Source organism: Pseudazoarcus sp. NS36 (genome assembly GCF_059703705.1).
In genome coordinates this window covers 211,443-223,946 of sequence record NZ_BAAKJA010000001.1, presented here as the reverse complement: position 1 = coordinate 223,946, position 12,504 = coordinate 211,443, and the positions used below count along the sequence as shown (strand labels likewise).

Here is a 12,504-nt window from a genome sequence, read left to right as displayed (position 1 = left end):
ACACAAAAGTACGGCCCGGATGCACCGTTAGGGTGCGTCCGGGCCGTACTTTTGGCGTGTTTTCAGCGTGCGGCGAGTCGTTCGAGCTGCGGACGCAGTTGCGCCAGCGTTGCCTCGAAGCCGGCCAGACGTTCACGTTCCTGTGCAACGACGGTAGCCGGAGCACGTTCGACGAAGCTGGCGTTGCCGAGCTTGCCGTTGGCCTTGGTGATCTCGCCTTCGATGCGGGCAATCTCCTTGGCCAGGCGCTCACGTTCGGCGGCAATGTCGATCTCGACCTTGAGCATCAGGCGGTGTTCGCCGACCACGGCGACCGGTGCCAGCGCATCAGCCGGGATGTCGGGCACCAGTTCGACTTCCGCGAGACGGGCCAGCGCCGACAGATAGGGCACGAAGGGCTCGACCATGTCGGCCTTGCCGGCAACCAGCAGCGGCAGCCGCAGGGCGGGCGAGACGTTCATCTCGCCGCGCAGGTTGCGGCAGGCGTTGATCATGGCCTTGAGGGCGGCCATGCGTGCTTCACACTCTTCATCGATGCGCGCCGCGTCGGCGACCGGGTAGGGCGCCTGCATGACGCTGTCGGTGCTCTTGCGGCCGGCCATCGGGGCGACGGTCTGCCACAGCTCCTCGGTGATGAACGGAATCAGCGGGTGGGCCAGGCGCAGCACGGTTTCGAGCACGCGCAGCAGGGTGCGGCGGGTGGCGCGTTGCTGTGCTGCATCGCCTTGCTGGATCTGCGCCTTGGCAAGCTCCACGTACCAGTCGCAATATTCGTCCCAGACGAATTCGTAGATGGCCTTGGCGGCCAGATCGAAGCGGTATTCGCCGAAGTGCTTTTCGACTTCGGCCTCGGTGCGCTGCAGTCGCGACACGATCCAGCGGTCGACGAAGGAGAAGTCGAGATACCCGCCCGGCACGCACTGCTCGGCGGTGTGCGGGTCGAAGCCGCAGTCCTGCCCCTCGCAGTTCATCAGCACGAAGCGAGTGGCGTTCCACAGCTTGTTGCAGAAGTTGCGGTAGCCCTCGCAGCGCGACAGGTCGAACTTGATGTCGCGGCCCGGGCTGGCGAGGCTGGCGTAGGTGAAGCGCAGCGCGTCGGTGCCGAAGGCAGGAATGCCTTCCGGGAATTCCTTGCGCGTCTTCTTCTCGATGCTCGCGGCCTGCTTGGGGTTCATCAGTCCGGTGGTGCGTTTGGCGACCAGCTCATCGACCGAGATGCCGTCGATGAGGTCGATCGGGTCGAGCACGTTGCCCTTGGATTTCGACATCTTCTGGCCTTCGCCGTCGCGGATCAGGCCGTGCACATAGACGTGCTTGAACGGAATCTTGCCGGTGATGTGCGTGGTCATCATGACCATGCGCGCGACCCAGAAGAAGATGATGTCAAAGCCGGTGACCAGCACCGTGGAGGGCAGGTAGAGGTCCAGCGCGTCGTTGGATTTGGCGGGCCATTCCGGCGTCCAGTCCAGCGTGGAGAACGGCCACAGGGCCGATGAATACCAGGTGTCGAGCACATCTTCGTCGCGCGCCAGTTCGCCGTGGTAGCCGTCCTTCGCGGCCAGCGCGGCGGCTTCATCCAGATCGTGCGCGACCCACACGCGGCGCGTGTCGCCCTCCAGCGCGTACCACGCGGGAATCTGGTGGCCCCACCACAGCTGGCGCGAGATGCACCAGTCCTGGATGTTGTTGAGCCACTGGTTGTAGGTGTTCACCCAGTTCTCGGGGTAGAACTTGATCTCGCCGGAGGCCACCACGTCGAGCGCCTTCTGCGTGATGCTCTTGCCGTCTGCAGCCGGCTTGCTCATGGCGACAAACCATTGGTCGGTCAGCATCGGCTCGATGACCACGTTGGTGCGGTCGCCGCGCGGCACCATCAGCTTGTGGGCCTTGACCTCGACCAGCACGCCGGCCGCTTCCAGTTCGGTCACGACCTTGTCGCGCGCCGGAGCGCGGTCCAGCCCCGCGATGCTTGCCGGCATGGCAAGCGTGCCCTTGCGCTGACCCTGGGTGTCGAACACCTCGGCCTGCGCGGGGATGGCGGCGCCGAGCGTGAGGATCACGATCATGTCCAGCTTGTGGCGCTGGCCGACTGCGTAGTCGTTGAAGTCGTGGGCTGGAGTGACCTTGACGCAGCCGGTGCCGAACTCACGTTCGACGTAGTCGTCGGCGATGATCGGAATGTCCCGGCCGGCGATCGGCAGGCGCACGGTCTTGCCGATCAGGTGGGCGTAGCGTTCGTCTTCCGGGTGCACCATGACCGCGACGTCGCCGAGCATGGTCTCGGGGCGCGTTGTGGCCACCGTCAGGCCTGCGAGGCCGTCAACGGGGCCGTCGGAGAACGGGTAGAGGATGTGGTAGAGCTTGCCGTCCTCTTCCTCGGAAACCACTTCGAGGTCGGACACGGCGGTGCCGAGCACCGGATCCCAGTTCACCAGGCGCTTGCCGCGATAGATCAGGCCTTCGTTGTACAGACGCACGAAGGTTTCGGTGACGGTCTTTGACAGGCCCTCGTCCATCGTGAAGCGCTCGCGCGTCCAGTCGGGGCTGGTGCCCATGCGGCGCATCTGGCGCGTGATGGTGTCACCCGAGAACTTCTTCCACTCCCACACCTTTTCGAGAAACTTCTCGCGGCCCAGATCGTGGCGCGAGATGCCCTGGGCGTCGAGTTGCCGCTCCACGACGATCTGCGTGGCGATGCCGGCGTGGTCGGTGCCGGGCTGCCACAAGGTGTTGGCGCCACGCATGCGGTGATAGCGCGTGAGGCTGTCCATCAGCGTCTGGTTGAAGCCGTGGCCCATGTGCAGGGTGCCGGTGACGTTGGGCGGCGGCAGCAGGATGCAGAAGGCCTCGGACTTCGATTGGTCGAGACCGGCGTCGAAATAGCCGCGCGACTCCCACTCCGGATACCAGCGGGATTCAATGGCGGCGGGTTCGAAGCTTTTGGCGAGTTCCATGATGTGCTTTGTGCGTGCTCGGGCAAAGACGCCGATTATAGCGGAACGGGTAGGTCTTTCCGGCCGTGCGGCGCCTGCTTTGCGCGCGGAACTGCTAGCATCACGGCCTGTTGCGAAGGGATCGTGATGGCTGAACAGGATTTTGATTACTGGTGGAATGTGCCCGGCGAGTGGGTCGAAGAGCCCAATCGCCGCCGCAGCGGCTGGAGCGGCATGTTGCGGGTGCTCGTGGACGGCCGTACCTACTACGTCAAACGCCAGCTCAATCATCGCTGCTATACGCTTGCGCATCCCTTCGGTTGGCCGACGGCCAGTCGGGAATGGCAGTACCTGAGCCATCTGAAGGCGCTTGGCATCGGGGCGCCGACGGGGGTGTTTCATGCCGTGCGCAAGACGGACGACGGCGTTGAGGCCGTGCTGGTCACCGAAGAGCTCGACGGCTTTGCTGACCTCGCCGGGCTTGAAACGCTCGATTCAGAGCGCAAGCTGGTGCTTGCCCAGGCAGTGGGGGAGCTGCTCGGGCGCCTGCACCGCGAAAAGCTCCAGCACAGCAGCCTCTACAACAAGCACGTGATGGCGAAGGCCTCGGCTGCAGGTTTCGAGGTGGTCCTGATCGATCTGGAGAAGATGCGCCCGCGGCTGTCGGCGAGCATGGCGGCGCACCACGATCTGGAGCAATTGCAGCGGCGCCAGCGCACCTTTGATGCGTCAGAGTGGTCGATTCTGAAGGCAGCTCACGCGCGCAGCTTCAGCGCCGCTTGAGCGTGCGCCCTGCGCCGGGCAGGCGCGAGGCAATTTCGTCTGAAAGGCGCGGCAACAAGGTGACCCGCATGTTGGCCATCACCTCGGCGCGGATGCGACTGTGCAGCAACTCCAGCTCGCGTTCGACGATTTCCGGCATCTCGCGCATCAACCAGCTCTCGATCTCGCGCTTGATCGCGGTGTCCAGGTCGATCAGCTGCTCCGTGATCTGGGTGTCTGGTTCGGCTTCCGGTTCCGGTTCGGCCGGCAGTCCGACCAGCGGAATGACCTCCGTGACCAGCGGCAGATCGTCATCCTCAACGCCCATTCCGCCGCCGGGCCGGCCGCGCGAGAGCAGCGCGTCGGCCTTGCGCAACAGCTCGTCGGCTTCGCGCAGGTCGCTGTCTTCATCGAAGTTGTCTGTGCGCATCACATCGCCTTGCGCTGTTCGGAATCAAAAGCCTGCAGTTCGTGGCCCTGCTGCTTGTAGTGCATCCAGCGGCTGCGGGCCGGGGCCCGTTCGGCCTCGTCCCGGCCGATGATTTCCACCAGCAGGCGAAAGTCGGCGAATTCCGCGGGGATGTCCGGCGCCAGGTTGAACAGCAGGTCGGCGTGAGGCCAGGGCGCCGTTGTGCCGGCCGCGGCCAGCACGACCGGTGTTTCGGCAGCCAGCGCATGCTCGCTTGTGACATGCGGCACGAAGGAGAGCGGGTCTGCGGCCCACAGCAACTGGTCTGCACGACGCAGTGCGCTGCCGTCGGGCAGGCGCAGCGCGATCTTGCGGCCACCTGCGTGAGCCCGGGTGATCAGCTCGCAGGCCAGTGCGAGCGGGTCCTCGGTGTTGTGATAGAACTGGACCCGCATCGCCCGTTCAACCTCCGCTGCGGCCGATCAGGAACTCGGTCAACAGCGGCACTGGCCGTCCCGTCGCGCCTTTGGCTTCGCCCGACACCCAGGCCGTGCCGGCGATGTCGAGGTGGGCCCACTTGTAGCTCTTGGTGTAACGCGCGAGGAAGCAGGCGGCGGTGATGGAGCCGGCGCCGCGACCACCGATGTTGCCCATGTCGGCGAAATTGCTCTTGAGCAGATCCTGATAGTCGTCCCAGATCGGCAGGCGCCAGGCGCGGTCGCCGGAGCGCTGGCCGCAGGCGAGCAGTTCATCGGCCAGATCGTCGTCGTTGGCCATCAGGCCGCTCGGGATCTTGCCCAGCGCGATGATGACGGCGCCGGTCAGCGTCGCGATATCGACCACGGCGGCGGGTTTGAAGCGCTCGGCATAGGTCAGCGCGTCGCACAGCACAAGACGGCCTTCGGCGTCGGTGTTGAGGATTTCGATGGTCTGGCCACTCATCGAGGTGACCACGTCACCCGGCTTGGTGGCGCCGCCGCCCGGCATGTTCTCGGTGGTCGGGATGATGCCGACGACGTTGATCGGCAAGGCCATGCGGGCCAGCGCCTTGAAGGTGCCGATGACGCTGGCGGCGCCGCACATGTCGTACTTCATCTCGTCCATCTCGGCCGCCGGCTTGAGCGAGATGCCGCCGGTGTCGAAGGTGATGCCCTTGCCGACCAGGACCACCGGCTTGTCCTTGGGCTTGCCGCCCTTGTAGTGCATCACGATGAACTTGGGTGGCTGGTGCGAACCGCGTGCGACCGACAGCAGCGAGTTCATGCCGAGCTTTTCCATGTCCTTGCGTTCAAGCACGTCGACCTTGAACTTGAACTCCTTGCCCAGCGCCTGTGCGGTTTCGGCCAGATGCGTCGGCGTGCAGATGTTGGCCGGCAGGTTGCCCAGCTCCTTGCTCAAGGCCATGCCTTCAGCGACGGCAGCGCCGCGTGCAGCAGCCGTCTTCAGCGCCGCGCTGGCCTTGCCCGTGGTCAGTAGCGCGACGCTGTCGGCGCCGCGTGGCTTGTCGCTACCGTTCTTGCTGCGCGTGGTGTCGTAGCGATAGGTGGCGTCGGCGAGCAGGCGCGCCGCATTCAGATAGGTCCATGTCGCATCGCGGCCGGTCGGCAGATGGTCGGCCAGACACACTGTTGCGGCACGTGCAGGGCCGTTTGCAAGCCACTTGGCCGCGGCCGATACGGCATCCCGCCAGGGTTTGTCGCCGAAGTCCTCATGTTTGCCGAGGCTGACCACCACGATGCGCTCGGCGGCGCATCCGTCCAGACCGGGAATGACGAGCAGCGAGCCGGCGCGATCCTCGAGGTCGCCGCGCACGGCGATGGCTTCGAGCTTTCCGCCGGAAGCCTCGTCCAGAGCCGCATACGCCGAATCGGACGATTTCCGGTCGGCATACCGTCCAACCACGATCGCCGCTGTGGCGAGCTTGGCCGGGTTGCCGGTCTTTATGGTAAATTCCACCGCTGTTCTCCCAGAGCTTTCCTCGTTGATGATGCGGACGATTATCACCGTGCGTCGCGAGGCCGTCAAAATCGGTTTTTCCGCGCAGATCTCCGAAGGTTGGTGATGTCCTCACGCTCCGTCGCAATCGTCTGTATCCGCGGCTCTACTTCGGCGAACCTCCCGGCGCGATGATTTTCCGCAACGCCATCCTGAAAGAGTTCCGCAACACCGCGCTGGCGCTGTTTGTTGCGCTGTTTGCGATTCTCATCAGCGTCGTGCTGATCCGCATGCTTGGCCAGGCGGCCGGCGGTCGCGTACCGGCCGACGCCGTCATGGCGCTGATCGGCTTCGGGGCACTGGCCCAGCTGCCCATCGTGCTGTCGCTGACCCTGTTCGTGGCCGTGCTGGTGACGCTCAGCCGGTATTACCGCGACAGCGAGATGGTGGTGTGGTTTTCCTCCGGCTTGCCGCTCACTGCGTTCATTGCCCCGGTCATGCGCTTTGCCTTGCCGATGGCGATCGTCATCGCGGCTATGACCCTGTTCATCACCCCTTGGGCCAATAACCAGAGCGAAGTCTTTCGCGCCGAGCTCGATAACCGTGATGACACCACGCGGGTCACCCCCGGCGTGTTCCGCGAGTCTCCCGGCGGGCAGCGTGTGTTCTTTGTCGAGAGCGGTTCGGATGAAGATGGCAAGTTGCGCAATGTCTTCGTCAGTTCGATGCAGGGCGGCAACGTCAGCGTGATTGCCTCGGAAGAGGGCATGATCGAGTCAGACGAGCGGGGCGACCGGTTCCTCGTGCTGACCAACGGGAGGCGCTACGACGGAGAGCCGGGCGCGGCCGATTATCGGGTAATGGAGTTTGACGCTTACCGCGTGCTGATCGATCAGCGCCGCACGGCGAGTCCGTCCGTGCGCACCAGGACAACGTCTACGCTGGACCTGTTGCGCGAGCGCACACCGCGTGGTCTCGGCGAGCTCTCCTCGCGCATCAATATGCCGCTGGCAGCGGTCTTGCTGGCGTTTCTGGCGATCCCGCTGTCCTTCGTCAACCCGCGTGCAGGGCGTGGTACCAACCTGATCGTGGCCGTGCTGGCCTATCTGGTGTACAGCAACGCCATCAACATCGGCGATGCCTGGGTCGCGCAACGCAAGATCAGCTTCTGGCTGGCAACGATTCTGCCGCACCTGATCGTGCTCGGATTGCTGGCAGCGCTGTTCTATCGGCGTCTTGCGCTGTCACCTTTCTGGCGGGCGCGTTCATGAAGTTGAGCATCATCACACGACATCTGGCGCGCGAGATCGCCGCCGGCACCGGCATCCTGCTGGTGGCATTCCTGGGCTTGTTCGCCTTCTTTGACTTCGTCAACGAGCTTGAAGACATCGGGCGTGGCGGTTACGGCGTGGTCGATGCCGCCGTGTATGTTGCCTTGCTGCTGCCGGGTCGGATCTACGAGCTGTTTCCGGTGGTGGTGCTGATCGGCTCGTTGTATGCCCTGACGACGCTGGCGCGGCATTCCGAGATCACGGTGATGCGTGCTTCGGGCATGTCGACCCGGCGCATGCTGCAGACCCTCGCGGGGATCGGCTCGGTATTTGTCGTCGCCACCTTTCTGGTGGGTGAGGTTGTCGCGCCGCCGGCCGAGCGGGCTGCGCAGCAATGGCGCCTGGCGGCAACCGGTGCAGCCATGTCGAACCAGCTTGAGTCCGGTCTGTGGGTCAAGGATGGTGATGACTTCGTGAACGTGTCGACGGTGTTTCCGGATGGAACCATCTTTGGCGTACGTATCTACGATTTCAACGACAAGCGCGTGCTGCAATCGGTCAAGGCGGCACGCAGCGGTCGCTACGATGAAACCGACGGCGTCTGGAGCCTGTCCGACGTCACCGAAACCCGCTTGCTGGAGGGCTCGGTGCGGCTGGTCCAGCGTGAGGCCTACGACTGGGCTTCGCAGCTGACGCCGGACGTGCTCAGTGTGCTGATGGTGTCGCCGGATCGCATGTCGGTGACCACTTTGTTCACTTACATCACCCATCTGCGCGACAACCGTCAGGATACGCAACGCTTCGAGATTGCCCTGTGGAAGAAACTGACCTATCCGCTGGCAGTGCTGGTGATGATGGCGCTGGCCTTGCCGTTCGCGCTCGGTCATGACCGCATGGGGGCGGTCAGCGTAAAGGTCTTCCTCGGGGTCATGCTGGGGATCGGCTTCCACATGCTCAACGGGCTGTTCGGCAACCTTGGCGTGATCAATGCCTGGCCGCCGGCGCTGGCCGCGATCACGCCTTCGGTCTTGTTCCTGCTTGCCGCCACGGCCATGCTGGTTCGCGTCGAGCGGCGCTGAGCACCTGATCCGCGACACCATGAAAAAGGGCTTCCCCGAAAGGAAGCCCTTTTTGCTGAACCGCGACTGCCGTGAGGCAGTCCGCAGGGGCGATCAGGCGCCCTTGTGCTTGTAGTTCAGCTTTTCCTTGATGCGTGCCGACTTGCCCGAGCGTTGGCGCAGGTAGTACAGCTTGGCGCGACGCACGTCACCACGACGCTTCACTTCGATGCTGGCAACCAGCGGCGAGTAGGTCTGGAAAGTACGTTCGACGCCTTCGCCGGACGAGATCTTGCGCACGATGAAGTTCGAGTTCAGACCACGGTTGCGCTTGGAAATGACGACGCCTTCGTAAGCCTGCAGACGCTCACGCGTGCCTTCGACAACCTTGACCTGCACGATCACGGTGTCACCGGGACCGAAGGCGGGGATGGTCTTGCCTTCGGACAGGCGGGCGATCTCTTCCTGCTCGAGTTTCTGGATCAGATCCATTTGTTCAACTCCGTTTGTTGTATGGCCCATCGGGCTCTTGCCTGCAGAGCAGCGTGCTCCCTGATGCAGGCGCTTTGTACCAGGCCGTTTCAGGCCCTTCTCGGCGGGTGTCCGGGCTACTGGCCCTCGCTCCCCAGTTCCTGCCTGAATTCCTCAAGCAGTTTCGATTCTTCCTTGTTCAGCTTTCGCGACTCCAGCAGATCGGGGCGTACAAGCCAGGTCCTGCCCAGCGACTGCTTCAGTCGCCAGCGGCGAATCGCCGCATGGTTGCCGGACAGCAATACGTCCGGCGTGGGCCGACCGCGATGCACTTCCGGTCGGGTGTAGTGCGGGCAGTCCAGCAGCCCGTCTACAAACGAATCCTGTTGCGCAGAATCGCCGTCGTTCAGCGCCCCCGGCAACTGCCGGATGATCGCGTCGAGCAACACCATTGCCGGCAACTCGCCGCCCGAGAGCACGAAGTCCCCGAGCGAAATTTCCTCATCGACACAGTCGTCGATGACGCGCTGGTCGATGCCTTCGTAGCGTCCGCACAGCAAAACCAGTCCGCTGAGCTCCGACAGTTCCACGACCTTCGCGTGGTCCAGCCTTCGGCCTTGCGGTGACAGGTAGATCACCCGTCCGGTCTTGCTGCTGCTTTCCGTCTGTGCAGCCTGCGCCGCTGCGATCGCCTGTTCCAGCGGCTCGGCCATCATCACCATGCCGGGGCCGCCCCCGAAGGGCCGGTCGTCAACAGTGCGATGTGCGCCTTGCGCGAAATCGCGCGGGCTGTGAAAACCGATCGCGTACAGACCGCGTTCCTGCGCACGCCGCGTGATGCCGCTGGCGGTCAGTGCAGAGAACATTTCCGGGAACAGCGTCACGACGTCGAAACGTCGGGGCAGGGTGTCTTCCGCCACGCTGTTACCAGTCCTTCTGCCAATCGACCGTGATGCGGCGGGCTTCCAGATCCACCTTCAGCGCGTAAGCCGCGACAAAGGGAATCAACCGTTCGGTATCACCGTCGATGACGCGCAGTACATCGTGCGCGCCGGTACTCATCAGGCCGGCGACTTCGCCGAGCCGTTCGCCGTCCTTGTTCTCGACGGCGAGGCCGACCAGGTCGGCCCAGTAATATTCTTCGTCGCCAGGTTCCGGCAGGGCTTCGCGTGGCGCACCGACAAACCAGCCTTTTGCAGCTTCTGCGGCGTTGCGGTCGGCAACTTCCTTCAGTGCTGCAATCAGGCCGGTGTCGTGCATGCGGCATTCGGTCACTTCGACCGGCTGCCACGCGGCGTCCGGCGCCTTGTCATCGCGGCTGATCCACCACTGCGGCATCTGACCCCAGCTTTCGGGGTCATCACCGAAAGGTGCGATACGCACCCAGCCCTTGATGCCGAAAGGGGCGACGATGCGCCCCAGAACGATCATGGTGAGCGAACTGCCTCAGGCAGCTTTCGACTGCTTGACCAGGCGGGCGACCGTGTCGGAGACCTTGGCGCCGTTCTTCACCCAGTGCTCAAGGCGCTCGGCGTTGATCACGATGGCCTTCTCTTTTTCGGAGGCGACCGGGTTGAAGTAACCGACGCGCTCGATGAAGCGACCGTCACGACGGTCACGCTTGTCGGCAGCGACGATGTTGAAAAAGGGGCGCTTCTTGGCGCCACCACGGGCAAGACGAATGACGACCATGGGTAGTTCCTGCAGGTGAATTCGGGAAACGCGTGAATATAGCTGAAAGCCGGCGCACAAGCAAGGACGCGGCGCGGATTGGGCGAGACGCCTCGCGTATAATCAGCCCCTCACGACGGACGGCGGAAGCATGAAAGAAATTCTGGTCCTGTACTACAGCCACCGCGGTTCGGTCCGCGCGCTGGCGGAGGAGGTGGCGCGAGGCGTGCACACGGTGCCGGGCGCGGCCGCTCGCGTGCGCACGGTGCCGAAAGTGTCAGCGGTGTGTGAGGCAGTCGAGGCCGATGTGCCGCTTGATGGCCCGCCCTATGTTGAGCAACGCGACCTGGAAGAGTGTGTGGGTCTGGTGCTGGGCAGTCCGACGCGCTTTGGCAACATGGCCGCACCGATGAAGTATTTCATCGACGGCCTGGCCGGCGCCTGGGTGAACGGTGCGCTGGCTGGAAAACCGGCGGGGGTGTTCACCTCGTCGGGTAGCCTGCACGGCGGGCAGGAGTCGACGCTGCTGACGATGATGCTGCCGCTGCTGCACCATGGCGCGCTGATTGTCGGCATTCCTTTTCTGGAGGCCGATCTCAACACGACCAGAAGTGGTGGCACGCCCTATGGTGCCAGCCATGTTGCGGGAGCCGACGGCAATCCGCGGCTGACCGACGAAGAAAAACGATTGGCTGCGGCGCTGGGGCGTCGTGTAGCTGAATGCGCCATCAAACTTGCGACCGAATCATGAGCATCCGAAGCCTGAACCTTATTTCCAGCGCGCTGCTGATCGCGCTGATCGTGCTGTGCATTGCCTGGGAGGCGTGGCTGGCACCTTTGCGGCCGGGCGGCTCGTGGATGATGTTGAAGGTCTTGCCGCTGCTGGCAGCCGTGTTCGGCGTGCTGAAGGGGCGCCGCTATACCTACCAGTGGCTGTCGATGCTGATCCTGCTGTACTTCACCGAAGGCGTGATGCGCGCCTGGGATGCCGGCATCGGCGGCACCCTGGCGATCATCGAGGCGGTGCTGTCTGCGGCGTTGTTTGCCAGCGTGGTGCTCTACGCCCGCAATACTGCGCCGTCGCGTCAGCAGGCTACCTCGGAAAGCTGATGGATCAGCTTTCGTCGGGCGGCGGTGCTTCCTGAGCTGCTGTCGCACGACGCCGGCGCAGCCAGCGCCAACCAAGGATCGCGTAGCCGGATACGGCATAGGCCAGGAACAGCGCAAACAGCACGCCGGCCGGATAGGTCGACACCAGCGCAAAGCCCAGCACCACCGCGATCACGACGATGAAGGGCACGCTCTTGCGCAGGTTGATGTCCTTGCCGCTCCAGAACAGCACGTTGCTGACCATCGACAGGCCGGCAAAGACCGTCAGCAGGGCGGCGAACCACACCACGTCCGAGCCTGCAATGCCGTTGTCGTTGACCACCCAGACCAGGCCGGCGACCAGCGCCGCTGCGGCCGGACTCGGCAGGCCCTGGAAGAAGCGCTTGTCGACAGAGTCGATGGTGGTGTTGAAGCGGGCCAGTCGCAGGGCCGCGCCGGCGCAATAGATGAAGGCCGCGATCCAGCCGAAGTTGCCCAGATCCTGCAGTGCCCACACGTAGACGATGAGCGCCGGTGCCGCACCGAAGGACACCATGTCGGCCAGCGAATCGTATTCGGCGCCGAAGGCGCTCTGGGTGTTGGTGAGGCGTGCAACGCGTCCGTCCAGCCCGTCCAGCACCATGGCAATGAAGACGGCGATGGCTGCATGGTCGAAGCTGCCCTGCATGGCCTGCACGATGGCGTAGAAGCCGGCAAACAGGGCGGCCGTCGTGAACAGATTGGGCAGGATGTAGATACCCCGGCGACGGCTGGGCGGCGGTGGCGGGGGGCTGTAATGGTCCTGCACGTTGTCGAGGTCTTCATTCATAGGCAGGAATTGTAGCGCAGGCGCTCCTTCGCACGCTTGCCGTCGCGTAAACGCAAGCGGGGCGGGGCGCGCGGAA

General features: G+C 64.1%; 14 protein-coding genes. 5 read left to right on the top strand and 9 right to left on the bottom strand.

The window, feature by feature from the left end; translation table 11 throughout:
* Positions 1 to 62: 62 nt before the first annotated feature.
* Positions 63 to 2,954 carry a valine--tRNA ligase gene (locus AC6H0R_RS01060; RefSeq protein ID WP_497579483.1) on the bottom strand — a complete coding sequence of 964 codons (2,892 nt, stop codon included), beginning with the start codon at positions 2,952 to 2,954 and terminating at the stop codon, positions 63 to 65.
* Positions 2,955 to 3,080: 126 nt separating this feature from the next.
* On the opposite strand from AC6H0R_RS01060, the gene AC6H0R_RS01055 reads away from it, so the two are divergent.
* Positions 3,081 to 3,716, top strand: coding sequence for a lipopolysaccharide kinase InaA family protein (locus tag AC6H0R_RS01055; protein ID WP_497579482.1), 636 nt, complete (start codon positions 3,081 to 3,083; stop codon positions 3,714 to 3,716).
* On the opposite strand, the gene AC6H0R_RS01050 is transcribed toward AC6H0R_RS01055, so the two are convergent.
* The 3 genes from AC6H0R_RS01050 to AC6H0R_RS01040 are packed head-to-tail and all read right to left on the bottom strand — an operon-like array spanning position 3,703 to position 6,060.
* Entirely contained in the window at positions 3,703 to 4,125 is a 423-nt protein-coding gene (locus tag AC6H0R_RS01050; RefSeq protein WP_497579481.1) for a hypothetical protein, read from the bottom strand. The two genes, AC6H0R_RS01055 and AC6H0R_RS01050, sit on opposite strands and share 14 nt — an antisense overlap.
* Complete coding sequence (locus AC6H0R_RS01045; RefSeq protein ID WP_497579480.1) at positions 4,125 to 4,559, bottom strand: DNA polymerase III subunit chi; 435 nt, start codon at positions 4,557 to 4,559, stop codon at positions 4,125 to 4,127. Before AC6H0R_RS01045 ends, AC6H0R_RS01050 begins: the two co-directional genes overlap by 1 nt.
* 7 nt (positions 4,560 to 4,566) lie before the next feature.
* Entirely contained in the window at positions 4,567 to 6,060 is a 1,494-nt protein-coding gene (locus AC6H0R_RS01040) for a leucyl aminopeptidase (protein ID WP_497579479.1), read from the bottom strand.
* A 170-nt stretch (positions 6,061 to 6,230) separates the two neighbouring features.
* Between AC6H0R_RS01040 and lptF the strand changes: the two genes are divergently transcribed.
* Positions 6,231 to 7,310: an LPS export ABC transporter permease LptF gene (gene lptF / locus AC6H0R_RS01035; protein ID WP_497579478.1), complete on the top strand. Its 1,080-nt coding sequence runs from the start codon at positions 6,231 to 6,233 to the stop codon at positions 7,308 to 7,310.
* On the top strand, positions 7,307 to 8,389 hold the full coding sequence (lptG, locus tag AC6H0R_RS01030) for an LPS export ABC transporter permease LptG (RefSeq protein ID WP_497579477.1): 1,083 nt from the start codon (positions 7,307 to 7,309) through the stop codon (positions 8,387 to 8,389). The genes lptF and lptG overlap by 4 nt, the downstream gene beginning before the upstream one ends.
* Positions 8,390 to 8,482: 93 nt before the next feature.
* Here the strand turns inward: lptG and rplS are convergent, their stop codons facing one another.
* The 4 genes from rplS to rpsP form a co-directional block, all read right to left on the bottom strand.
* On the bottom strand, positions 8,483 to 8,860 hold the full coding sequence (gene rplS, locus AC6H0R_RS01025) for a 50S ribosomal protein L19 (RefSeq protein WP_497579476.1): 378 nt from the start codon (positions 8,858 to 8,860) through the stop codon (positions 8,483 to 8,485).
* Positions 8,861 to 8,976: 116 nt separating this feature from the next.
* Positions 8,977 to 9,759: a tRNA (guanosine(37)-N1)-methyltransferase TrmD gene (gene trmD, locus AC6H0R_RS01020; protein ID WP_497579475.1), complete on the bottom strand. Its 783-nt coding sequence runs from the start codon at positions 9,757 to 9,759 to the stop codon at positions 8,977 to 8,979.
* Between the two features lie 4 nt (positions 9,760 to 9,763).
* Entirely contained in the window at positions 9,764 to 10,270 is a 507-nt protein-coding gene (gene rimM, locus AC6H0R_RS01015) for a ribosome maturation factor RimM (RefSeq protein WP_497579474.1), read from the bottom strand.
* A gap of 15 nt (positions 10,271 to 10,285) precedes the next feature.
* Entirely contained in the window at positions 10,286 to 10,531 is a 246-nt protein-coding gene (gene rpsP / locus AC6H0R_RS01010) for a 30S ribosomal protein S16 (RefSeq protein ID WP_497579473.1), read from the bottom strand.
* A gap of 130 nt (positions 10,532 to 10,661) precedes the next feature.
* Here rpsP and wrbA point away from each other — a divergent pair, with 130 nt between their 5' ends.
* Positions 10,662 to 11,261 (top strand): NAD(P)H:quinone oxidoreductase, encoded by a 600-nt coding sequence (gene wrbA / locus AC6H0R_RS01005; protein WP_497579472.1) that lies wholly within the window; start codon positions 10,662 to 10,664, stop codon positions 11,259 to 11,261.
* Entirely contained in the window at positions 11,258 to 11,620 is a 363-nt protein-coding gene (locus AC6H0R_RS01000; RefSeq protein WP_497579471.1) for a DUF2069 domain-containing protein, read from the top strand. Before wrbA ends, AC6H0R_RS01000 begins: the two co-directional genes overlap by 4 nt.
* 4 nt (positions 11,621 to 11,624) lie before the next feature.
* On the opposite strand, the gene pssA is transcribed toward AC6H0R_RS01000, so the two are convergent.
* A complete protein-coding gene (gene pssA / locus AC6H0R_RS00995) occupies positions 11,625 to 12,428 on the bottom strand; it encodes a CDP-diacylglycerol--serine O-phosphatidyltransferase (RefSeq protein ID WP_497579470.1) in 804 nt (267 codons plus the stop codon).
* Positions 12,429 to 12,504 lie beyond the last annotated feature (76 nt).

What these genes read in the sequence shown, in the direction of transcription:
- AC6H0R_RS01060 (WP_497579483.1), bottom strand. Translation starts at nt 2,954, where the DNA reads ATGGAACTCGCCAAAAGCTTCGAACCCGCCGCCATTGAATCCCGCTGG.
- AC6H0R_RS01055 (WP_497579482.1), top strand. Translation starts at nt 3,081, where the DNA reads ATGGCTGAACAGGATTTTGATTACTGGTGGAATGTGCCCGGCGAGTGG.
- AC6H0R_RS01050 (WP_497579481.1), bottom strand. Translation starts at nt 4,125, where the DNA reads ATGCGCACAGACAACTTCGATGAAGACAGCGACCTGCGCGAAGCCGAC.
- AC6H0R_RS01045 (WP_497579480.1), bottom strand. Translation starts at nt 4,559, where the DNA reads ATGCGGGTCCAGTTCTATCACAACACCGAGGACCCGCTCGCACTGGCC.
- lptF (WP_497579478.1), top strand. Translation starts at nt 6,231, where the DNA reads ATGATTTTCCGCAACGCCATCCTGAAAGAGTTCCGCAACACCGCGCTG.
- lptG (WP_497579477.1), top strand. Translation starts at nt 7,307, where the DNA reads ATGAAGTTGAGCATCATCACACGACATCTGGCGCGCGAGATCGCCGCC.
- rplS (WP_497579476.1), bottom strand. Translation starts at nt 8,860, where the DNA reads ATGGATCTGATCCAGAAACTCGAGCAGGAAGAGATCGCCCGCCTGTCC.
- rimM (WP_497579474.1), bottom strand. Translation starts at nt 10,270, where the DNA reads ATGATCGTTCTGGGGCGCATCGTCGCCCCTTTCGGCATCAAGGGCTGG.
- rpsP (WP_497579473.1), bottom strand. Translation starts at nt 10,531, where the DNA reads ATGGTCGTCATTCGTCTTGCCCGTGGTGGCGCCAAGAAGCGCCCCTTT.
- wrbA (WP_497579472.1), top strand. Translation starts at nt 10,662, where the DNA reads ATGAAAGAAATTCTGGTCCTGTACTACAGCCACCGCGGTTCGGTCCGC.
- AC6H0R_RS01000 (WP_497579471.1), top strand. Translation starts at nt 11,258, where the DNA reads ATGAGCATCCGAAGCCTGAACCTTATTTCCAGCGCGCTGCTGATCGCG.
- pssA (WP_497579470.1), bottom strand. Translation starts at nt 12,428, where the DNA reads ATGAATGAAGACCTCGACAACGTGCAGGACCATTACAGCCCCCCGCCA.